This window comes from Pseudomonas sp. WT-JTC, assembly GCF_056711565.1.
The window spans coordinates 3,378,403-3,400,160 of sequence record NZ_CM160042.1; the positions used below are offsets into that span (position 1 = coordinate 3,378,403).

At 60.9% G+C, this 21,758-nt stretch carries 21 protein-coding genes; 5 read left to right on the forward strand and 16 right to left on the reverse strand.

Annotated features, from left to right (window positions below; all coding sequences use genetic code 11):
- Nucleotides 1-34: 34 nt before the first annotated feature.
- Entirely contained in the window at nt 35-877 is an 843-nt protein-coding gene (locus AC06G5_RS15490) for a transporter substrate-binding domain-containing protein (protein ID WP_413427450.1), read from the reverse strand.
- Between the two features lie 244 nt (nt 878-1,121).
- Between AC06G5_RS15490 and AC06G5_RS15495 the strand changes: the two genes are divergently transcribed.
- Nucleotides 1,122-1,973, forward strand: a complete 852-nt coding sequence (locus AC06G5_RS15495; RefSeq protein WP_413427449.1) for a LysR substrate-binding domain-containing protein — start codon at nt 1,122-1,124, stop codon at nt 1,971-1,973.
- A 46-nt stretch (nt 1,974-2,019) separates the two neighbouring features.
- Here AC06G5_RS15495 and AC06G5_RS15500 read toward each other — a convergent pair whose 3' ends face one another.
- The 3 genes from AC06G5_RS15500 to AC06G5_RS15510 are packed head-to-tail and all read right to left on the reverse strand — an operon-like array spanning nt 2,020 to nt 5,101.
- Nucleotides 2,020-3,402 carry an LLM class flavin-dependent oxidoreductase gene (locus AC06G5_RS15500; RefSeq protein WP_413704761.1) on the reverse strand — a complete coding sequence of 461 codons (1,383 nt, stop codon included), beginning with the start codon at nt 3,400-3,402 and terminating at the stop codon, nt 2,020-2,022.
- Between the two features lie 35 nt (nt 3,403-3,437).
- On the reverse strand, nt 3,438-4,283 hold the full coding sequence (locus AC06G5_RS15505; protein WP_413704760.1) for an amino acid ABC transporter permease: 846 nt from the start codon (nt 4,281-4,283) through the stop codon (nt 3,438-3,440).
- A complete protein-coding gene (locus AC06G5_RS15510) occupies nt 4,280-5,101 on the reverse strand; it encodes an ABC transporter substrate-binding protein (RefSeq protein ID WP_413704759.1) in 822 nt (273 codons plus the stop codon). The genes AC06G5_RS15505 and AC06G5_RS15510 overlap by 4 nt, the downstream gene beginning before the upstream one ends.
- Nucleotides 5,102-5,499: 398 nt before the next feature.
- Here AC06G5_RS15510 and AC06G5_RS15515 point away from each other — a divergent pair, with 398 nt between their 5' ends.
- A complete protein-coding gene (locus AC06G5_RS15515; RefSeq protein ID WP_413427446.1) occupies nt 5,500-6,321 on the forward strand; it encodes a DeoR/GlpR family DNA-binding transcription regulator in 822 nt (273 codons plus the stop codon).
- Nucleotides 6,322-6,367: 46 nt separating this feature from the next.
- Here AC06G5_RS15515 and otnI read toward each other — a convergent pair whose 3' ends face one another.
- The 5 genes from otnI to ltnD form a co-directional block, all read right to left on the reverse strand.
- Nucleotides 6,368-7,156: a 2-oxo-tetronate isomerase gene (gene otnI, locus AC06G5_RS15520; RefSeq protein ID WP_480457391.1), complete on the reverse strand. Its 789-nt coding sequence runs from the start codon at nt 7,154-7,156 to the stop codon at nt 6,368-6,370.
- Nucleotides 7,157-7,177: 21 nt separating this feature from the next.
- Entirely contained in the window at nt 7,178-8,638 is a 1,461-nt protein-coding gene (locus tag AC06G5_RS15525; RefSeq protein ID WP_480457393.1) for a GntT/GntP/DsdX family permease, read from the reverse strand.
- 189 nt (nt 8,639-8,827) lie between these two features.
- Complete coding sequence (gene otnC, locus AC06G5_RS15530) at nt 8,828-9,466, reverse strand: 3-oxo-tetronate 4-phosphate decarboxylase (RefSeq protein WP_480459892.1); 639 nt, start codon at nt 9,464-9,466, stop codon at nt 8,828-8,830.
- 8 nt (nt 9,467-9,474) lie between these two features.
- Nucleotides 9,475-10,773 carry a 3-oxo-tetronate kinase gene (gene otnK, locus AC06G5_RS15535; RefSeq protein WP_480457395.1) on the reverse strand — a complete coding sequence of 433 codons (1,299 nt, stop codon included), beginning with the start codon at nt 10,771-10,773 and terminating at the stop codon, nt 9,475-9,477.
- 27 nt (nt 10,774-10,800) lie between these two features.
- Entirely contained in the window at nt 10,801-11,706 is a 906-nt protein-coding gene (ltnD, locus tag AC06G5_RS15540; RefSeq protein ID WP_413427442.1) for an L-threonate dehydrogenase, read from the reverse strand.
- A gap of 748 nt (nt 11,707-12,454) precedes the next feature.
- On the opposite strand from ltnD, the gene AC06G5_RS15545 reads away from it, so the two are divergent.
- On the forward strand, nt 12,455-13,627 hold the full coding sequence (locus AC06G5_RS15545) for an acetyltransferase domain-containing protein (protein WP_480457398.1): 1,173 nt from the start codon (nt 12,455-12,457) through the stop codon (nt 13,625-13,627).
- A 164-nt stretch (nt 13,628-13,791) separates the two neighbouring features.
- Here AC06G5_RS15545 and AC06G5_RS15550 read toward each other — a convergent pair whose 3' ends face one another.
- Nucleotides 13,792-14,232: a CBS domain-containing protein gene (locus AC06G5_RS15550; RefSeq protein ID WP_480457400.1), complete on the reverse strand. Its 441-nt coding sequence runs from the start codon at nt 14,230-14,232 to the stop codon at nt 13,792-13,794.
- Complete coding sequence (locus tag AC06G5_RS15555; RefSeq protein ID WP_413704757.1) at nt 14,174-14,488, reverse strand: hypothetical protein; 315 nt, start codon at nt 14,486-14,488, stop codon at nt 14,174-14,176. Before AC06G5_RS15555 ends, AC06G5_RS15550 begins: the two co-directional genes overlap by 59 nt.
- Before the next feature lie 487 nt (nt 14,489-14,975).
- Between AC06G5_RS15555 and AC06G5_RS15560 the strand changes: the two genes are divergently transcribed.
- Nucleotides 14,976-16,139: a helix-turn-helix transcriptional regulator gene (locus AC06G5_RS15560; RefSeq protein ID WP_480457402.1), complete on the forward strand. Its 1,164-nt coding sequence runs from the start codon at nt 14,976-14,978 to the stop codon at nt 16,137-16,139.
- Here AC06G5_RS15560 and AC06G5_RS15565 read toward each other — a convergent pair.
- Nucleotides 16,128-16,913: a glucose 1-dehydrogenase gene (locus AC06G5_RS15565; RefSeq protein WP_480457404.1), complete on the reverse strand. Its 786-nt coding sequence runs from the start codon at nt 16,911-16,913 to the stop codon at nt 16,128-16,130. The two genes, AC06G5_RS15560 and AC06G5_RS15565, sit on opposite strands and share 12 nt — an antisense overlap.
- Entirely contained in the window at nt 16,910-17,911 is a 1,002-nt protein-coding gene (locus AC06G5_RS15570) for a DHH family phosphoesterase (RefSeq protein WP_480457406.1), read from the reverse strand. The genes AC06G5_RS15565 and AC06G5_RS15570 overlap by 4 nt, the downstream gene beginning before the upstream one ends.
- Nucleotides 17,912-18,063: 152 nt before the next feature.
- On the opposite strand from AC06G5_RS15570, the gene AC06G5_RS15575 reads away from it, so the two are divergent.
- Complete coding sequence (locus AC06G5_RS15575) at nt 18,064-18,534, forward strand: SRPBCC domain-containing protein (protein ID WP_413704753.1); 471 nt, start codon at nt 18,064-18,066, stop codon at nt 18,532-18,534.
- Nucleotides 18,535-18,596: 62 nt separating this feature from the next.
- On the opposite strand, the gene AC06G5_RS15580 is transcribed toward AC06G5_RS15575, so the two are convergent.
- The 3 genes from AC06G5_RS15580 to AC06G5_RS15590 all read right to left on the reverse strand — a co-directional run bounded on the left by AC06G5_RS15580 (nt 18,597) and on the right by AC06G5_RS15590 (nt 21,745).
- Nucleotides 18,597-19,385, reverse strand: a complete 789-nt coding sequence (locus AC06G5_RS15580) for an SDR family oxidoreductase (RefSeq protein WP_413425935.1) — start codon at nt 19,383-19,385, stop codon at nt 18,597-18,599.
- 84 nt (nt 19,386-19,469) lie between these two features.
- On the reverse strand, nt 19,470-20,633 hold the full coding sequence (locus AC06G5_RS15585; protein ID WP_480457409.1) for a sulfotransferase family protein: 1,164 nt from the start codon (nt 20,631-20,633) through the stop codon (nt 19,470-19,472).
- Nucleotides 20,630-21,745, reverse strand: a complete 1,116-nt coding sequence (locus AC06G5_RS15590) for a DUF1214 domain-containing protein (protein ID WP_413425931.1) — start codon at nt 21,743-21,745, stop codon at nt 20,630-20,632. The genes AC06G5_RS15585 and AC06G5_RS15590 overlap by 4 nt, the downstream gene beginning before the upstream one ends.
- Nucleotides 21,746-21,758 lie beyond the last annotated feature (13 nt).

Sequence of the window (21,758 nt, forward strand, 5' to 3'; positions counted from 1 at the left end):
CGATGCGGCGGCGTATTGAATGCGATGAGGTGAATCAGGCGCCGTTGGCCTGGAACTGCTTTTGCAACTCGACCAGCGCAGGTGACGCGGGGGTGATGTGGTTGCGGGTCTGGGCTTCGATCAACCAGCCGCTGCGGTGCAATTGCTTGACGATCGGGTCGAGCCTGGCCTGGGTGTCGCTTTCACCACGACGCGTCCAGATCACCGACGGCGCCGGGTTGAGCTCCGGACTGATGGCGCGATAGCCTTGCCATTCGGTGTTGTCGGCGATTAACGGATTGATCAGTGTGGCGTCATGTACCGCCGCAACGCAGTTGTTGCCACGCAGTGCCAACAAGGACTCGGAGGAACTTTTGAATGCTTTCAACTCAACGCCCAACCCGGTGAGCGGCTTGATGTAGCTGCTGCCCTGAGAGGTGCAGACCGGTTGCCCTTTCAGGTCTTCCCAACGAGTGATCTTGCTGTCCTTGAGCACTGCGGCGGTGCCGCCAACCCGGTAAAACGGTGTCGGTACAAAACCGAGGATCTCGCCGCGCTCTGCCGTCCATTCCATATTGGCGATCAGCAAATCCACTTTGCCCTGCTGCAGGAACTGCACGCGGTTGGCCGGCAATACCGGCACCAGTTGCACTTCAGCGCCCAACTGCCGACCCAGTTCCTGTGCGAGTTCGACGTTCAAACCGCGGGGTTTCTGTGTGGCCGGATCAATGCCGCCAAAGGGGCCGCCTGACAACAGCACGCCAACCACCAGCACATGACGCTGCTCGATCCTGTCCAGCGTCGCGTCAGCATGGGCCGCGGTGCTGGCGGCCAGTGAGATGAAGGCCCCCAACATCACGGGCAATAAACGTTTTACAGACGCGCGCTTGAACGACATGGATTTCCCCTCATGAATGATCGGCAAAACCCCGATCCGATGAGTGGCATCCTGCGTACAGCGTCGAGGTAACGGAAATACAAATATCTAATATCGTTATAACTCTGGTGCTGTCATTTTTTAGATAAACGCTTATAAGCCAGCGTTTATTGGCATCTGCGAGATTCCAGAAAAATCAATTTCTCCAAATACATAAAAAAATGTAATGTTTATGTTCGCACCCTTGATGTAAAAAGCAGCCGCCATGTCGACCCTCGATCTCGAATTACTGCGCACCTTCATTGCCGTGGTCGATCACCACAGCTTTGCCGAGGCCGGCGTGCAACTGGCCCGCACACAATCGTCGGTCACTCAGCACATGCAACGCCTGGAGCAACAGGTCGGGGTCAGCCTGTTCGAAAAACGCGGGCGGCAAAAGCAGCTCACGGAAGCCGGGCAGCAGTTACTGCGCCATGCCCGACAAATGCTTTCGCTCAACGATGACGCGCTGAATTCCTTGCGCGAAAGCAGCTTGAGCGGCGTGCTGCGAATCGGCTCACCCCATGACATCGCCGACACCATCCTGCCACCGATTCTCAGTCATATCGCGCGCTCGGCTCCGCGCTTGCGCCTGGAAATCGACGTCGGCCGCAGCCCGTTTCTCATGGACGACCTGCATCGCGGCAAGGTCGACATGGTGATTTCCACTCGCGAAGACCCCAGCCTGGAAGGTTTTGCCTTGCGCACCTCGCCGGTATGGTGGATTTGCTCTGCGCAGTTTCTTCATAACCCCGGCGAGCCTTTGCCGTTGATCCTGGTCGATGAGCCCAGCATCTATCGACGATATGCCCTTGAGGCCCTCGAGCGCGCCAACATTCCCTGGCGCCAGGCTTATCTGGCGTCGAACCTGATTGGCATCAAGGCGGCGACGCGTGCAGGCCTTGGCGTCACTGCCAGAAGCATGGAAATGTTGGGCCCGGATATGCGGGTGCTGGGTGAAAGCGATGGCTTGCCCCGTCTGCCGGACGTCACCTATCACCTGTGGATTCGACCCAATACGCTTAATCCTCTGGTGCGTCGGGCTTATGAGTTGATTCGCAGCAACCGCGGGCATTGAATGCCGAAGGTGCACGCGGTGTATGGGGCGAATCGCCCCATCCCCTCTAAAAAGCCTTGTCGAAACGGAACGAGGCCCCATAGGCCGACGCCGGCAACAGACTTGAACCATCGGCCCGTAACCGCGAACGGAAGGTACCGCTTTGCGGTTGAGTACGGTACAGCCCACGTTTCTGCAGTTCGGGGATGATCAGTTCGACGAAGTCCTCAAGGCTTCCGGGGCTGATCAGCGGATTGAGCATGTAGCCACTGGTGCCGGAGATTCGCGCATGCTCCTCAATGCGCTCGGCCACCTGTCGAGGGGTGCCCACCAGGATCAGATCGCTGCCTCGGGTGACGTTGGCAAACCGTTGCTTGACGTCGCCAGCGGTCAAGGGTTTGCCAGTGCCATCGGGACGCATCACGTAGGAGGTCATGCCTTCGGTGTGGGTGGAAAGCGCATCACTGTCGGCATAGCGGCTGATATCGATGCCGGTGTCACCCGCGTAACTGACCAGTTGGGCCTGCAAGTGATAGTTGCTTTGCAGCTCGTCATATTTGCGCTGGGCTTCGATCTCGGTCTTGGCCGTGACGATACGCAGCACCGTCAGGGACTTCACATCGTCACGCTGACGGCCACGTGCCTGAGCCTTGGCCCATATTTCTTCCAGCCCCTGACGAATTTCCTGCGGGTTGGACTTGGCAATGAAGATCAGCTCGGCGTGCTTGGCCGCAAACTCACGTCCGCGCCCTGACCAGCCGGCCTGAATCAACAACGGTGTGCGCTGTGGCGATGGCGAGGTCAAGTGCGGCCCGGCCACCCGGTAATGCTCACCGACGTGGTTGATCGGCCGCACTCGATCACCCCGGGCGTAGAGTTGTCGCGATCTGTCCGCAACCACGGCGTCGTCGGCCCAACTGCCTTCCCAGAGCTTGTAGACCACATCGAGAAACTCTTCGGCGCGCTCATAGCGGTCATCGTGCCTGATCATCTGCTCCAGACCGAAGTTGCGGGCGGCACTGGACAGGTAAGACGTGACGATGTTCCAGCCGACCCGGCCATTGGTGAGGTGATCCAGCGTGCTGAAGCGCCGGGCATGGGTAAACGGATGTTCGTAGCTGGTGGTGACGGTGACGCCAAAGGCCAGGTTTTGCGTCACGGCAGCCAAAGCCGGGATGATCATCAAGGGATCGTTCGCCGGTGCTTCTACCGCCCATTTCATGGCCGCATCGGCATTGCCGCCAAATACATCGTAGAAACCCAGCACATCACCAAAAAACAGCATGTCGAGGTGAGCCTGGTCGGCAATGCGTGCCAGGTTCGACCAGTAGCCAAGAGAGTTGATGGTCAGTCGCTCGTCGGCCGGGTGTGTCCACAGGCTTGGCGCACCGCCGCAACCGACACTGGCCTGTTCGTAGAGTGCAAACAACAGAGGTTTGGGATCGGACATAGTGGTTCCTGAAAAAAATGATTAAACCGGGCGGATCACCGCTGATTCTTGAAGCCTTTGCCGTAGTGGCGTTCGAGGCGGTGCTGTATCAACTCGAGCCCGATGGACAGCAGCCAATAGATGACGGCCGCGGTGGTGAGCATTTCGATGTAGCGATAGGAAGACCGCCCATAGGACTGCGCCAGGAACATCACCTCCCAGACGCCCATCACCGAGATCAGCGAGGAGTCCTTGAGCATTGAAATGAACTGGCTGGTCGTCGGAGGAATGATCGTGCGCATGGCTTGCGGCAGGACGATCTGCACAAACGTCGCCGTTGGCCTGAGTCCCAGGGCCATCGCCGCTTCGCGCTGCCCGGGTGCTACGGCCAGGATGCCGGCGCGAAAGATCTCGCTGAGGTAGGCCCCATAGTTGAGCGAGAGCGCAATGATGCCGGCACTGATGGCGCCGGGAACAACGCCCAGCTGCGGTAAACCCAGATAGATCAGGAGGATCTGAATCAGCAGCGGAGTACCGCGAAAAAAAGATGCGTAGAAGCTCGCGATACCGAACGCCACGGCACTGCGTGACAGACGCGCCAGCGCCGTCACGAACCCCAGGAGCAGGGACAGCCAGATCGAGCAGAAGCACAGAAACAACGTCAGTGCGGCACCCTGCAGGAAACCGTTGGGCCCCAGATGCAGGCCGACCAGATTCGGCCACTTTTCCAGAATGATCGAGAACTTCAGATCGAAGCTCATGAAAAACATGACGCACAAGCCGAACAGCGCCGCCCACGTCAAGTACAGGCGAGTGCGAAAGCCAAAGAGCTGGCTCAAGGGGCGTGGCTCGGCTTCGGGTGCGACAGTCGCCTTGGCCGGATGTGGATTGAGGGCTGTCATTGGCTGATATCGGCACCGATCCACTTCTGCGAAATCTTGCTCAGCGTACCGTCAGCCTTGAGTTGGGTGATGACCTCGGTGACTTTGGCACTCCATTGCGGATCACCCTTCTCGATCGCCACGACGTTCGGTTCGGCGTAGAGCGTATCGCCGGCAATCTTGAAGCGAGGATCCTGGGTAATACGCTCGCGCGCGGTGATCAGGTTGGTGACCATGGCATCCAGACGCACGCCCGTGCCCAGTGCCAGATCCTGGAACGCCACTGTCTCGTTGTCGTAGGGCGCGACCTGAACATTATCGAATGGATAGCTCAAAGGTTTGTCCTCGGCACCTTCGATCACCAGATCCTTGTTCAAGTAGGCTTCGTAAGTCGACGCGCTGATCACACCGACTTTTTTGCCGGACAAGTCTTTGCCCGCAGTGATGTCCTTATCCTTGGCATTCACTACGATCACTGCGGGTGACTGGTAATACTCGACCGGGAAATCGAACACTTCGGCGCGGGCTTTACTCGGGGTCATCGAGCAGACGCAGATGTCATAACGCCCGCTCCAGTGGCCAGCAGCGATCACGTCCCAGGACGGGGTCTCCAGTTTGAGCTTGACGCCAAGGCGCTGGGCAACCGCCTTGGCGACATCCACGTCAAACCCGTCCAGCTGGTTCTGCTCATTGAGAAAGGAAAACGGCGGATAACTTTCCATCAGGACGCCGGTCAACTCGCCTTTTTTCGTCACACGATCCAGGATCGGGCCTGCAAAAGCCGCAGAGCAACTGGCGGCTAACGCCAGGCCCAAGGACAACAATGCCGTGGTTTTCAAGTACGAAGCTCCTGTCAGTTGAAAAAACCTGATTAGATTAAAACGCACTATAAAATGCGTTTGTACTTGTTTTATGGAATAACAGGCTAGCTTCAGGCTATATCCGGGTTACGGGCTCAGACTGCCCTGACGTCAGCGACCTTCAGGCGATGCACAAGCAGCCACAAAGGTTGCCGGATTGTTCATGGCAATATCGATAACTGCTGGATCGACTCTCGCAAGGCATGATGTCGCCGGGCTTGGGAGTAAATAGCTCTGGCTACGAACAGGTAGAAACAGTTGATTTACGCAGGGGGAAATGGGCTCGGCGCCTCATCTCGCTACTGATCCAGTTGCAGATTCGCTACTATGTTTGCCTGCCTTCCTTGTCCGCGGATTTCTTCATTACTGGAGCCTGAATGCCTAGTCAAAAGGACATGGCCGCCGAAAGCGGCGCACCGATGATCCCTGAACAACGCCGTGAATTGATGCTGCGACAGTTGCGCAAGCATCAAGTGCTGAGCGTTCATCAATTGATGGAAATGTTCGACTGTTCGCACATGACCATACGCCGCGACATCGCGTTGCTGGAGCAGGAAGGTCGTGCCTACTCGGTAACGGGTGGGGTGCGAATCGCCAGTCAGCTGCACAGCGAGCCCAGCCATCAGTTCAAGGCGGTGGTGGAGTTGCCGCAGAAACAGGCCATGGCCAAACTCGCCGCCCGGCTACTGCATGCCGATATGGCGATTTACCTGGATGCGGGAACCAGCACCCTGGAAATTGTTCCCTACATCAAGGCGCTGTCCGGCATGACCGTGGTGACCAACGATTTCGGGATTGTCCAGGCCCTGATCGATGCGCCTCATGTCACGGTGATCCATACCGGCGGGCAACTGGATCACTCCAATCAATCGTGCGTGGGCAGCCTGGCGGTTGCCACCTTGCGTCAGGTCGTCACCGATATCGCGTTCATATCGACCAGCTCATGGGATTTGCGTCGCGGACTGACCACGCCTTCGGCGTTGAAGGTGGAGGTCAAGCAAGCGGCAATGCAATCGGCCTCGCAAGTGGTGCTGGTGGCCAGCAGTTCGAAATACGGGACCTTCAGCATGTACAGGATCGCCGGTCTCGAGCAGTTCGACATTATCCTCAGCGATGACGCGTTGACCCCTGCCGCGGCCGATGGCATCCGCAAGCAGGGCGTCGAACTGTTACTTCCATCGGGCAATACCGTGGCCTGAAACGACGGGCTCCTGCGTCCAGCGGAGCCCATGGTCCAGCTTTGTATTACGCTTGACGCGCCTTCCAGTCCCGCAACCATTGCAAGCCGGCAGACGTGTTGCCTCGAGGCCGGTATTCGCACCCTACCCACCCGTCATAACCCAACTGGTCGATCAACTCGAACAGATAGGGATAGTTGACTTCTCCCAGGTCCGGCTCGTGCCGGTCAGGCACGCCCGCGATCTGGATGTGACCGATACCGTCGAAGTCCCGACGCAGTTTAGTGGCCAGGTCGCCCTCGACGATCTGGCAGTGGTAGCAGTCGAACTGGACCTTCAGGTTACTGGCGCCCACTTCCTTGCAGATGGCCTGGGCCTGATCCTGCCGATTGAGGAAAAAGCCCGGCATGTCCCGCGTATTGATCGGCTCAAGCAATACCGTGACGCCTGCCTTGGCTGCCTGAGCGGTGGCATAGGCGAGGTTTTCCAGGTAAATGCCGTGATGCCGTGCCCGTTCGTTCTCGGAGGGCAGCAGGCCGGCCATGACATGGATGCGTGAATTGCCCAGCACGCCGGCGTATTCCAGGGCGCGATCAAAACCGCTACGAAACTCACTCTCGCGCCCCGGCAACGACACCGTGCCCCGCTCACCCGCCGCCCAATCACCGGGCGGCGCATTGAACAATGCCTGCACCAGGCCGTTGTCGCTCAAGCGTTGCTTGAGTTCTACAGCGCTGTAATCGTAGGGGAACAGATACTCCACCGCTTCGAAACCATCGGCCGCCGCGGCGGCGAAGCGATCCAGAAACTCATGTTCCGGGTAAAGCATGCTGAGGTTGGCAGCAAAACGAGGCATGGTAGCTCCTGAGATAACGGGTTAGACAAAGGGCCAGATCAACAGGGTAATACAGAAACCCAAAGTGCCGAGCAATGTGGTCAGCACCGTCCAGGTGCGCAAACCGTCGGCCACGTTCAGTCCGGACAGCTTGGTGAAGATCCAGTAACCGGCATCATTGATGTGGGACATGGCCAAGCCCCCGCCGCCCATGGCCAGGCACAGCAAGGCCATGTGGTTCGGAGTGAGGTTGAGCGTTGCAATCAGCGGGCTGATGATGCCGGCAGTGGTCACCAGCGCCACGGTGGTCGAGCCTTGCACCGCGCGTAACAGCATGGTCAGCAGAAAGCCCAGCGCCAGTACTGGCAGACCGGTGGTGCGCAGCATGTCGGAGACCACGGCACCGATTCCGGTATCCACCAGCACCTTGCCGAACACTCCGCCGGCACCGGCAATCAGGATCACCATGGCCACACCGGGCAAGGCCGAACCGATCACGTCGGACACCTGAGTGCGGCTCCAGCCCCGACGCGAACCCAGCAGCCAGGCACACAGCAAGGTGTCGATCAGCAGCGCCACCAGCGGTGCACCCAGCACCGTCATGATGCCGCGCAGGGTCGATTCCGCAGGCAGCAACGAGGTGGACAGAGTCCCCAACAGAATCAGAATGATGGGCAGCAGGATCAGGCTGACGATCAGGCCAAAACCCGGCGCCGGTGCCGCTGGCAATTTGGAAACGATGCTGCTGGTGGACTCTTCCAGGCCCATGTGTGACACGGCCACGGCCGCTCGCTCAGCGCTCTTGTCGTTGCCATTGGACCAGGCGGCCAGATCCTCGTTGGTGACATGCGGACCATAGACCTCGGCGCGAATATCATCGGTCATCGGGAACACCCGACGGGTCATGCGTCCGGCCACGCGGTAGCCGACATAGCAAAGGAACGCGGTCATTGGCAGACCGAACATCAGTACACGGCCAAGGTCCGCGCCCAATTGGCTGGCAGCGGCCACTGCGCCCGGGTGTGGCGGCAGGAAGGCATGGACGGTCAACAAGGCGGCGCACATCGGCAGTGCAAACACTAACAACGGCTTACGCGCACTGCGGGCAATACCGTAGGCCAGTGGCATCAGAATGATCACACCCACCTCGAAGAACACCGGCACCCCGACCATGAAGCCGGCAATCGTCAAGGCCAATGGCGTACGCCGATTACCGAAACGGGTAATCAGCGTCTTGGCCAGCGCCTCGGCACCACCGGAGAGCTCGATGATCCGCCCGATCATCGCGCCCAGGGCAATGATGATAGCAATGTGGCCCAGGGTCTTACCCATGCCGCCTTCGATGGTAGCGACCAGATCGGCCGGCTTCACCCCGGCCACCAGCGCCACCAGAATGCTCACCAGCATCAAGGCCACGAAGGGCTGAAACTTGTACTTGAGCACCAGGAACAACAACAGCGCGATGCCGACCCCGGCGGTCATCATCAAGAGTAATGGGCTCATTTCAGCAACCCTCCACGCCGGGTAAGTGAAACGGTCCCGCCACTGGATCTGAACATGCCGCAATGAAGATGAGTCATGCCTGGTTTTCCTCTTGTTATTGTATTTTTTGGCAAGCCGAGTCCGTCGAGAGTCGCTGCGCGTCTCCCGGGCAGGGCTTGCGGTATCGATCTGTCGTGTTAAGCCAACGCCTTACCAGTGCGCACCAAAGGTTTCTCGCAGCTCGTCCAGTGCTGCCCGGTCGAGCGGCTCTGGCTTGGGATTGCTCATCAGCCAGAGTCGCGCGGTTTCCTCGAGTTCTTCCAGGGCATAGCTGGCCCTGGACACCGAACTCTCCCAGACCACCGGGCCGAGGCGTTCAAGCATCACGCCGCGAACGCTGTTGGCCAGTTGGGCGACCTGTTCGGCAACTTTTGGCGAACCCGGCCGCTGATAGCCAATCAACGGGATATGCCCGACTTTCATGACCTGATACGGCGTCAACGGCGGCAGAATGTCGCCCGCCTGCCAGACACCGGCCAGGGTCAACGCCACCAGATGGGTGGAGTGGGTATGCACCACGCCACCGACGCCCGGGTTGCGGTCGTAGACCTGGCGATGCAGCACCAGGGTTTTTGACGGCTTGTCACCGGACACCCATTCACCCGCCAGATTGACCTTGGCGATGGTCGCCGGATCGAGGCGTCCGAGGCAGACGTCAGTCGGGGTGATCAACCAGCCGTCGTCCAGGCGCGCGCTGATATTGCCGGCGCTGCCGACGGTGTAACCGCGCTGGTAAAGACTGCGGCCCACTTCACAGATTTCTTCGCGCCGGGCGTTTTCGTCACTCACTGCGCGGCTCATTGCGCACCCCCGGTCGGGGCAAGCTGGCTCAAGGCTTTGCTGAAGAAGTCCCGACCACCGAAGTTACCCGACTTGAGTGCCAGCGCCAGGGGCTCGTCAGTGTTGCTGACGGTCGCCGGCACACCCGGATCGATCTGTGCGCCGATCTGCAACAGTTGTACACCCAGTGCCTGAACCACAGCGCCCGAGGTTTCTCCGCCGGCGATCACGAAGCGGCGCACGCCGCTCTGGCGCAGACCCCGGGCAATTTCGCCAAAGGCGTTTTCCACCAGGCTTCCGGCTTGCTCGACGCCCAGTTGCTGTTGCACCAACTTGACCTCTTCGGGCGAGCAGGTAGCGTAGATCAATACGGTTTGTTCATTATCGCGAGCAAAAGCCAATGCTTGCGCCACCACCGGCTCACCAGCAGCCAAGGCCAACGGATCAATGCGCAAGGCCGGTCGACCCGCTTCGAGCCAGGCCGCTACCTGTCCATTGGTAGCGATCGAAGCACTGCCGGCCAACACCACTTCCAGGCCTGACACCGCCGGGAGTTTCGCGGCATCGAGGTCGCGCAGCTTGCCGGCCCGACGGAAGTTTTCCGGCAAGCCCAAGGCCAGCCCCGAACCGCCCGTCAACAACGGCAAATCGGCGCAGGCGGTACCGAGGGTGTACAGATCGCTGTCCGACAACGCATCAGCGATGACCATGCCGACACCCTGCGCCCTTAGCTCTGCGATGCGTGCCCTCACCTGCTCAGCGCCACGGGCAATGGTGTCGTAGCGCAACAGACCGACGTTCAGACGGGTCTGCGATTGCAGGACCCGAACCAGATTGGCATCGCTCATCGGCGTCAGCGGATGATGTTGCATGCCCGACTCGCTGAGCAACTGATCCTGCACAAACAAGTGGCCGCGAAAGATCGTCCGGCCATTTTCCGGGAACGCCGGGCAGGCCAGGGTAAAGTCGCTACCCAGTGCGGCCAGCAGCGCTTCGCTGACCTGGCCGATATTGCCGGCCGCGGTGGAGTCGAACGTCGAGCAATATTTGAAAAAGATCTGCTCGCAGCCTTGCTCGCGCAGCCAGGCCAGCGCGGCGAGAGACTGCTCGACCGCTTCGGCGACCGGCGTGGTACGCGATTTCAGGGCAATGACGATGGCATCGGCATCAAGCCCGGCGGCAATTTCCGCGCTCGGGATACCGATGCTTTGCACGGTGCGCATACCGCCGCGCACCAGCATGTTGGCCAGGTCCGTGGCACCGGTGAAGTCGTCGGCGATGCAGCCCAGCAGCGGGCGTGCAGTGGATGTAGTCATGGGGTGTTCCTCAAACGGGCTCAGGCTTCAAACGGACTGGGGCTTGGCAGTCGGCAATTCGATGCCCGGGAAAATCTTGATCACCGCCGAATCGTCCTCACGGCCAAAGCCGGCACTGGACGCCTGCATGAACATCTGGTGAGCGGTGGCCGACAGCGGCAGCGGGAATTTGCTGGCGCGGGCGGTATCCAGCACCAGCCCCAGGTCCTTGACGAAAATATCCACTGCGGACAACGGCGTGTAGTCAGCCTTGAGAATGTGCGGCACGCGGTTTTCGAACATCCAGGAGTTACCGGCGCTGTGGGTGATCACCTCGTACAGCGCATCGGCATCGACCCCTTCACGCAGGCCCAGCGCCATGGCTTCGGCAGACGCGGCAATATGCACCCCGGCCAGAAGCTGGTTGATGATCTTGACCTTCGAACCCAGGCCATGGACGTCGCCCAGGCGATACACCTTGCCGGCCATACCCGCCAGGATCGACTCGGCCTTGGCATAGGCGTCGGCCGGGCCCGAGGTCATCATGGTCATCTCGCCAGCGGCAGCCTTGGCGGCGCCACCGGAAATCGGTGCATCCAGATAGAGCAAACCCAGCGCGGCCAGGCGCTGGCCCAGGTCCACGGCGTAGGTCGGAGCGACTGTGGCGCAGCCGATCACCAGGCTGCCCGGCCGCAGGCAGGCCACGGCCCCGCCCTCACCAAACAAAACGGTCTCGGTCTGCTCGGCATTGACCACCACGGTAATGATCACGTCACACTCGGCGGCCATGTGCGACGGTGACAGGCAAGCCACACCGCCCTCCCCGGCGAACTGCTCTGTTACGGCAGTGCGTACATCACAGGCATGCACATTGAAACCGTTGCGCAACAACGAGCGGGCAATGCCCAGCCCCATCGCGCCCAGACCGACTACACCGACATTCTTGTTATTCATGGGGTACTCCAGAGGAAAAGCAGCGACTGCTTCAATACCTGCAAGGCGCAGACGTTGGCCGCGTTGTAGATAGGGCGTCGGCAGACAGGATCAGCACCTGTGGCGCTGTCGTACAGGACGTGAGTCGCAATCTCATCGAGCATCAAGGCAGTCCTGTTGTTGTCGTGTTATCAGGTTGTCATACCGGCTGGGGAGATAATCCACCAATGAACGGATTATGTGAAGTATTTTTTCCAATTCACATAATTTAACATCGCCTTCGTCACGCTGAACGAAAAGATGCTGCCTCCCTATGGGAGACAACCGAACCACGAACTTGTTGAAAACCCTGGATTCGCAGGGGTTGGCGCTGGTTTTTCCCGCTGTTCTTCGTCAGCACATGGATGCAGATCGATGAAGCTGAAGCGCGAAGCCGAACGCTCAAGAATAAGGCCATCGCCTCCCTGCGCCCGGGGCCTGGAGGCATTCAATGGGCACGACGACCCGGGACGAACGGAGTCAGTGCCTCTTCACTTGCAACACAGCAGCCACAATGCACGCCCGCGCTCGAATACCTGGGGCTTTTCAAACAGGTAGTTTTTTGACCGGCTTGCTGCATCAGAACACAAGGTTCAGCCGGGCCTCATTGGCCCGAAGGAACGACATTCGAAAGGCAACGGGACAGACCATGTAGTTACGTTATATGATTACAATATATAGCTGTCAGCGTTGTCTGGCAGAGCAATTCACTCCCAGCCTGCGATTTCCGATGACGATATCTGTTCACATTCCGCCCGCTACGCGCCTGAACCAACGTCTGTTGTCCATCGATGCCCTCAGGGGACTCGTGATCATATTCATGCTCCTGGACCACGTGCGAGAGACGTTCTTCCTGCATCGCCAGGTAGCTGACCCGATGGGGATCGAGACAACCGAACCGGCATTGTTTTTCAGCCGGACACTCGCTCATCTGTGTGCCCCCGTGTTCGTCCTTCTCACTGGACTGTCTGCTTACCTGTACGGCGAAAAACACCAGGGCAAGAGCGGCATTTCCGCCTTCCTGTTCAAGCGCGGCCTGTTCCTGGTACTGCTGGAGTTCACCTTGGTGAATTTCGCCTGGACATTCCAGTTCCCGCCCACTGTGATTTACATGCAGGTGATCTGGGCCATCGGCGTCAGCATGATTGCCCTTGCCATACTGGTCTGGTTGCCAAGGCCAATCCTGTTCGCCCTGGGCGTGCTCATCGTCGCCGGGCACAACCTGCTCGATGGTCTGCACTTCCCGGTCGGTACAACGATGCACGTGCCTTGGGCGGTTCTCCATGATCGCGGCTGGATCGACGTATCCGAAGGGCTCAGGTTGCGAACCTCCTACCCGGTTCTGCCCTGGATCGGGGTGATCGCCCTGGGTTACTGCATCGGCCCCTGGTTTGCTCGCTCGGCCTGCGTCACCGCGCGTCAACGCAACCTGTTACTGGCAGGCATTGCAGCATTGGCAGGCTTCCTGGCATTGCGCCTGGCCAATGGTTATGGCGAAGCCCCTTGGGTGGCCTACGAAAGCACCATTCAAAGCTTGATGAGCTTTTTCAACATCACAAAATATCCGCCCTCCCTGCTGTTCCTTGCCCTGACTCTGGGGGTGGGGCTGCTACTGCTTCTCGGCTTTGAGCGCGCTCCGCAACGCAAGGGGATCAGCACCCTGGCGGTATTTGGAGCGGCACCAATGTTCTTCTATCTGCTTCACCTTTACGTGCTGAAAGTGCTGTATCTGATCGGCGTTGCACTGTTCGGTTTGAACCAGGGTAACCATTTCGGTTTCGACGGCATTTGGGCCGTGTGGCTGACGGCGTTGATCCTGGCCACATCGCTGTATCTACCCGTGCGCTGGTTCGCCGCACTGAAGGCCCGTCGTCGCGATATCGGCTGGCTCAAGTATTTCTGACTGCGGCATGGGGCGGCCGACAGGCAGAACAGATCGTTCGTATTGCCAAGGGACGATCAAACGGCGCTGCTTTGCATGGCGTTAACAGGGTGCACGGTATCGGGCAGCACATTGGAAAACTTGATGTGCCTGTGAACCCTGCATCCGCCCTACCCCTGGTCGCTTCAATGCCCACGGATATAGTGTTCCAGTTGCCGGATCAGGTCGGCCTGCTCGACGATGGCTTCTTTCACCAGATCACCAATCGACAAGAGGCCGATCAGTTGATCACCTTCCACCACCGGTAAGTGGCGCAGATGACTGTCGGTCATGACCACCGTGCAACGCTCGATGCTCTGCCGACTGTCTGCCGTCACGACGGGCGCGCTCATGATGGCCCTGACCGGCGTACCGACCGAAGAACGACCCTGCAGAACGACCTTGCGCGCATAGTCGCGTTCGCTGATAACGCCAACCACCCGCCCTTCTTCTATCACGGGTAGAGCCCCCACATTCTTTTCAGCCATCATCTTCAGCGCTTCAAACACCATCTGATCAGGTGCAATGCTATGCACCTGCTGGTTTTGCTTGACCTTCAGTTTCAGCAATTGTGCGGCTGTTTTCATACACGCCCCCGAAACCCATTACGGTTAAAAAAGCAAAAAAAAACGCCTGAAACCCTTCGGTTCCAGGCGCCTTTGCCTGTTCTTTTGCAGCGATAAAACCAGACTTCCCTGCCTGATGCACCAATGTCCCCCATGTCCTGTCCGGCCAATCGATCGTCGTTGACCGAGGGGGCTGCCCTGAGGAGTTCGTTACAGGTGAATCTGATGTGAGCCTTGCAGCCTTTGTGCCAGTCGACAGCAGAGAGACTTCATTCACTGTGCAAGTCCAGGCTCCCGAGCTGGAGATGACTGTCACCGCGACTGCGATCCAGACGAGTTTCAGTGGGGGTAAGCAGACTTCCCAAGAAAGCCAATTGCCAAGGGTGCAAATCGGGACGATTGAGCTAATGGAGGCGAAAGTCCTTTGTGCCGCTTCCGTCTGGTGCGCGTTGCTATGCATGGCGCTTTAAAAAAGTGCATGTACACATCTCGACGGGAGTTTTTATGTAGAACACCGAGAGTTCTTCAGTCTGCGGTCGCTTGAACAGCCTTTCGTGCTCCTCCTCGATGTCATCAAGTGAGTCACCTTGACCGAATCACATAATAAATCCATTAAAAACAAAGCATTACCTTGTAGGCGAGTGAGTCCTCTGATCTTGGCATAGCCCCGACTTCACCTAAGCCGAATGGACGATTCGCCTCCCCTTTGTTGCCTCTACTTTCGTGCAACAACAATAAAGAGTGACTTGTGCATGACCTCTTCCATGCCCCCCGGCCAAGACCTTTGCGCCCGCGCCGGAATCAATGCCGCCGAGTTGAGCGAACTGCTCGACCAGGTCTATCGCGGCCCTCTGGAAAGCACGCCCTGGGCCAGCCTGCTGGAAGCCCTGCGCCAGCGCTTCGCCGCCAGCTTCTTCACCCTGGTGCTGCGCAACCCCGCCCATGAGCGGCCCGGGCTGATAGTCAACGCCTCGGTGCATGGTCCCCTGCTGCCGGGCGAACCCTCCTACAGCGAGCAGTACTACTCGATCTGCCCGTTCCTCAACTGGCCGGTCGAACAGGTCGCCAGCGCCGACCAGGTAATGGGCACCACCGACTGGCTGGCGCACGACTTCTATCGCAACTACCTGCAACCGCTCGACCTGCGCTATGTACTGGTGTCCAACATGCGCACCACCGCCGGTATGCACTGCGCGCTTTTCGCCTGCCGCAACCATGCCGGGGAGGATTTCGATGACAGCTTGATCGCGCTGATACACCTGCTGCTCCCGCACCTGCAGCAGGCCGTGGACCTGCATTCCGCCGTGGACCAACTCGAGTCGGAGCGCCGGCTTTACGCCACGATCATCGACCGGCTGCTGGTGGGCACGGCGATTCTCGACGAAACCGGACGAATGATGCGCTGCAACCCCGCGGCGCAACGCCTGTTCGACGCGCGTGACGGCCTGGAATGCCGGCAGGAGAAACTCTGCGCGTTCGCCAATCACGAAAGCCGTAGCTTGCAGCAAACCATCCAGAAGATGTTGCAGCTCCACCAGCACGGCCTCGACGATGAGATCGAGGTCCTGACCCTTTCGCGGCCCAGCGGGAACCTGCCGCTGAACGTCCTGCTGCGCCCCATCGCCCTCAACCACGAGTGCCAGGGCGGCGCTCAGCGGCCGGCCGTGGCGGTATTCATCCGCGACCCCGCCGATTCGCCGCAGGCTTCGCGCAAGCTGTTGCGCAGCCTGTTCCAGATGACCCGCACGGAAACCGAGGTGGCGATGCTGATAATGGACGGCCTGACGCTCGACGAAACCGCCGAGGCCCTCGGCGTCTCGCGCAACACCGTGCGCGCGCACCTGCGTGGTGTGTTCGCCAAGACGGGGGTCACGCGCCAGGCACATCTGATCAAGACCCTGCTCAACAGCGTGGCGTCACTGGCATAGCCCGGGAGTATCGCTATCGGTGCCGAAAGTGGAGCCCGCCAGCATGCCGCCGTCCACAATGAACTCCGATCCGGTGCAGTAGCTGGATTCGTCAGAGGCGAGGAACAGCACCAACCGGGCAACCTCGTCCGGCCTGCCAATGCGCGGGATCGGCAGGCCGCCATAGGTCGACGAGGCGTCGAAGTCGGCCAGCTCCGGAGGCCGGGCCATGGCGGTGTCAATGCCGCCCGGGTGCACCGAGTTGACCCGGATGCCATGGCGACCCAGCTCCAGCGCGGCGGCCTTGGTCATGCCGCGTACGGCGAACTTGCTGGCGACATAAGCGGTGCCACCGGCAACGCCCTCCATCCCGGCGGTCGAAGATACATTCACGATCGAGCCGCCACCGGCACGCTTCAGCGCGGGAAGCACCGACTTCATGCCCAGCCAGCAGCCCACCTGGTTCACTTCGATGACTTGGCGATAAGTGTCGAGGGAACACTCCTCCAGCGGCGACAGCACCAGAATGCCGGCATTGTTGACCAGCACGTCCAGCTTGCCGAAACGCTCCTGCACCGCACGCACCGCCAAGTCCCACTGTTCGGCGCAGGTGACGTCCAGCCGCTGGAACGACGCCGCCTCGCCCAGTTCGTCGGCCAGCCGCTGGCCATCCTCTTCCAGCAGGTCGGCGATCACCACGCGCGCGCCCTGCTCGACAAATAAACGCGCTTCCACCGCACCTTGTCCTCGTGCGCCGCCGGTGATCAATGCCACTTTTCCATCCAGTCGCTTCATCGTTGCGTTTCCTGTTGGGCAACCGCCCTGGGGTATCCCGACAACAGCCTGTCGGCCAGCTGATCCAGCCCGTCGTCGTCGAGGTGATTGATTCCGGCCGCGCGAGCACGTCCGCCGCCTGTCGCGAAGCCGCGACAGAATTCGTCAGCCGGGATCCCGGTTCCGGCCGGAACCCGCAAGCTGAAACTCCAGCCGCCAGCCTTGGGGCTGAGCAGCCCGATCACTCTGGACGGCTCTGCGACGGCCAACTGGTTGGCCAGTACGCCGCTGACCCGCCGCGACCAGGCTTCGGCGGGCAAGCGGTAAAGCAGTGCCCCAGGACCTTCGCGCCAGGGTTGCTGCCCCTGAGCCGCGACCATGTCTTCTGCGTAGCCGGCACGCAGCCTGATGAAGCTGGGACTGTGCAGCGCGAACTCCAGCGGATCACTGTAGGGCAACAGCTCGGCAGCCAGCGCCACGGGGTCGAAATGCAGGTCGGCCAGGCTGTCGCCATAGGCGTTGTAATTGAGCAGCAGGCCCAGTTCCTCGAGCGCCGCCACCTCACCGGCAGCCAGGCCGTGACGTTCGGCCAGGGCCCGCGCCGGGCCAGCCATGCCGTCGCCGAAGGCCGCCGCCACCGCCCAGCGGTAATGGCGGCCTTGCAGGTAGCGGTCGACCAGGATGCTGGTACAGACGTTGGCGGCGGTATCGATGTACGACTCGAACGCCGGGTGCTGCGGCACCTCGCCGGCATGATGGTGATCGAAGTAGCGCAACCGGGCGCCCCCTTCGAGCAGCCGCTGGGTATCGTCCCGGTTCTGGCTGTGGGAGATATCCAGTACCGTGACCCTCTCGCCACGGCCGGCCAGTACGCGGCGCAGCAGGTCGATGTCGCGCTTGACCCCGCTGATCAGCCGTACACAGTCGCTCAGTTCCCCGGCCAAGCGCAGTTGCTGTAGGGCACAAAGGCCATCCGCGTCGCCGTTGAAGGCGCAATGATCGATCCAGTCTGTGGCCATGTCGGTCTCCTCTATTTACCTGTCGGCTACCTTAGGGAGTGCGCAATCTCCGGTTCTTCGTCCGACTGGACGAGGAGCGCAGTGGCAAATGCGTCGAGTATCCGGATGATCCCGCCGCACGGTGCGGCGCGGAGCCATCCCGGAGCAATCCCATGTCCGCAGAAAAGAATCTGGTCCGCTCGCTGACCGTGGAAATCGCCGCCCCCGCCGAATGGGTGTGGTCGGTGCTGGTCGATCTGGCCAGCTATCCGCAGTGGAACCCCTATACCGTCAAAGTCGAGTCGAGCCTGCGCCTCGGCGAACCGGTGAACCTGTTCCTGCCCAACCCGGCCCGGCCCGGTGAACTGCTGCATGTGGTCGAGCACCTGGCCGAGTTCGATCCGCCGCGCCTGCTCGCCTGGGAAATGCATTCCAGCGTCGACAATCCCGATGCTGCCCGCCGCGAACAGATCATCGAGAGCACTGGCCCGGCGAGTTGCCGCTATCACACCACCGATCAGTTCCTCGGCCCCACCGCCGACCAGGTAATGGAGATGCACGGCCCCTGGGTGAAGCAGGGCTTCGACGCCGTCGCGCTGGCAGTCAAGGTGCAGGCTGAGGCGTTGTTTGCGGCACGCGGTTAGGTGCATGCGATCGCGGGCCCTCCAGCGGGTCCGCGATCACACCCTTTAGCGCCAGTGGAGGTTCAGTACATGATTTCGCCGCCGTTCGCGTCGAGTTGTGCGCCATTCACCGCGCTGGCGTAGTCCGAGGCGAGAAAAAGTGCGGCGCGGGCGCATTCCTCGTCACCGGGCATGCGCCCACCCGGGATGCCGGCGCTGAACTCGGCGCGCACCTGCTCTTCGCCGACACCGCGCGCGTCAGCGGTCTGGCGTACCACTGCCTGCACCGGCTCACCCCACATCCAGCCACAGGCCACAGCGTTGACACGTATGCCGTGGACAGCCTGCTCCGTGGCGAGATAGCGCACGGACGCAGCCAATGCGCTTTTCGATGCGCAATAGGCAGCGCCACCCAAATAGGGCTTGCGAACACCAAGGGTACTGACCATGACAATGGCACCGGCCCCCTGCTCCTTCATCTGCGGCAGCACCGCACGGCTCATGTTCAGCGAGCCGATCAGATTGACCTCCAGCGCCTCGCGCAGCGGGTCGTTGTCACCCGCCTCCACGGCCTGGAATCCGCCGTGGGAAAACGCGCTGTTGATCAGCGCGTCGATACGGCCGAAGCGCTCGGCGGTGGCTTGGGCGAATTCCGCACAGGCGGCGGGTTCGGTGACGTCGGTGGGCATGCGCAGGACCTCGCAGCCAGGGGCGAAGGCACGGATGCGTTGCTCGGCCTCTACCAGCCGCGCCTCGCTGCGCGCGCAAATGGCCACGGCACGCGCACCTTCGCGGGCGGCTTCCAGGGCGAGCTTGATACCCATACCCGGTCCGATTCCGGAAACCATCACGACCTTGTCTTTGAGCAGCATGGGAAAATCCTCTTGTTGTTATCAGGGCTTGTTTTATGCAGGAGCCAGCTTGCAGGCCCCTGTAAATGACGGCGGTGGCAACGGTTATGCCTGGATATGCCGCGCGCGGTATTCGGCGTAGTCGCGCTCCAGGCGTGCAGCGTCGAGGCCGAAGAGTTCCGCGTTGTAGCTGTGCCGGGCGCGCTTCTCGCGGCCGTTGTCGGCGAGCCAGCGACGCATCGAATCGCGTACCTCGTCGCTCAGCTCCATTGCGGTGAAGCGGTAGATGCGTTCCACCACGCCAAACGGATCGGCCACCGTGTCCTCGAAACGCACGTCGAGGAAGCGCCCGGCAGGCAAACCTTCTCGCACCGTCATGGAGTGCTTCAGCGCACGGGCCATGCGGCTGTTCCACTGTTCGCCGACACGGGCCGGATCGGCGTGGTCGCTGTAGAGCTGCCAGAGGGTATGGATGAAACTCGCCAGCGAGGGGATGGTCTTGCCCGGTTCGCGGTGGGTGAGGACCACCTGCGCACGGGGGAACACCTCGAACAGCAGCTCCAGGGTGTGCAGGTGCTGCGGGCTCTTGAGCAGCCAACGGCGGCCGGGGGCGATGCCGCGGCGGGCCTGCTGCCACTGGAGAAACTGCAGGGTCTTTTTCAGGTACCGGTAGACCTGGGTCTGGTCCTGGCGGTCGAGCCAGTCGGTATAGGTCGGCACGTCGACGTAGGAATCCATCGCACAGAGGAAGGAATGCTCCATCAGCATGAATTCCTCGTCCGGCTGCTCCGCGTCCAGCGGGTGGATGGCGAGCAGTTGCGGCAGGAACCCGATCATCCCGGCGACTTCGGCGCGCGCGCGCTCGATGCGCAGGCCCGGCTGTTCCACTGCCTCGCCAGGCAGCGGTGCCGGATAGCGGGTCTCCCACCACTGCGCCTTGCTGAACTGCGGGTCCACCGCCAGCGTGCGCTGCAACAGCGTGGTGCCGGTGCGCGGCAGGCCGACGATGACCAGCGGGTCGTCGATTTCCTGTTCGAGGATTTCCGGATGGCGCCTGCAGTAATCCTCGATCACCAACCGGTTGGCCAGCTGTGCCAGCAGTTTTTCGCGCAGCACGGCACGGCCCTGTCCGGACAGGCGAGCTTCATCGCGCAGCGCGTCGGCCAGCACGGCCAGGGCTTCGCGAAAATCGCCGGGGCCGAAGTCGTCGAGGCCGCCGGTACGGGCACTGGCTTCGGCCAGCAGGCTGTCAGGTGCGAATTCGTTCATCGGGTGAGTTCCTTCAGGTCGGTCAGCTTGACCACGCGGGTCGTCGGGTGCACCGGTTGCTTCGCGCCGACCCAGCGCAGGCAGAGGGTGCCGTGGGGGTGGCCGGCGGTTTCCAGCCAGTTCGGCAGGTCAGGGTCGCGGGCACTAAGCACCATTCGCACTCCGCCCCGCTCGTCGAGGCGCGCCGAGTGCTTGTTCAGACAGATGCGGTGGAAGCGGTAGTCCAGCGACTCCATCCAGTAGTTGTTGATCTGCAGGTTCCAGAAATCGCACTGCGGCACCTGATCGACCTCGATCAGAAGCGCTTCGTCGTCTGCCAGCGCCCAGTAGGAGTGGTAGTAGAAGATGTTCGGATCACCGCCCACCGCCTGGCACACCGCCTGGTCCGCCGGCGGCAGCTGATTGGCATGTTGCTGGTAGCCCTGCGCCCAGTCGGCGAACAGCCGCGCAGTGCCCTCGACAAAGCCGGCGGCGCGTTGCAGGCCCTGCTGCAGGCGCAGCGGGTCAAGCGGCTCGGGAGTCTCGCCGGCATCCAGGCGTTCAATGCGCAGCGGTGCCGGCTGTTCGCTGGCACGGTCGAGGAACGTCTGGCGAACGATCAGTGCGTTGCTCTGCGGCTCCATGCGCAGCCAGTTGCCGGAAGCCGGCGGGTGCTGACTGAGGATGATCTCGAAATTGCCGTCGGCATCCAGTTGCAGCTGTGGGGCATCGACGAAGCCAGTCTGGATCATCTTGCCGTCACTCTCGTAGCCGCCCTTCTGGGTGCCGAAGCTGAGGTAGAAGACGCTGCCACGATTGCCGCTGACGCGATAGCGGTGTTCGCCGTTGAGGCGCGCGTAGCGGTACAGGTTGTCCGGGTTGTCCGCACCGATCTTCGCCGTTTCGTGGGACGGAGTGATGAAGCCGGGGAAGTCCGGGTCGGCGAACTCCAGGTGCATCTCCAGGGCGATGCGCAGCAGTCGGGTCAGATAGCGGAAGCCTTCGGCGCGGGTCTGCGCGTCGGCCGGGGCTTCCGGGCGCAGAATCTGCTCGCCGCTGCGGCGCAGCTGTTCGCAGAAGAGGTTCCAGCTCTCGCCGCTGATCACCTCCTGTTCGATTTTTTCTGTGGCCATGTCGGTCTCCTCT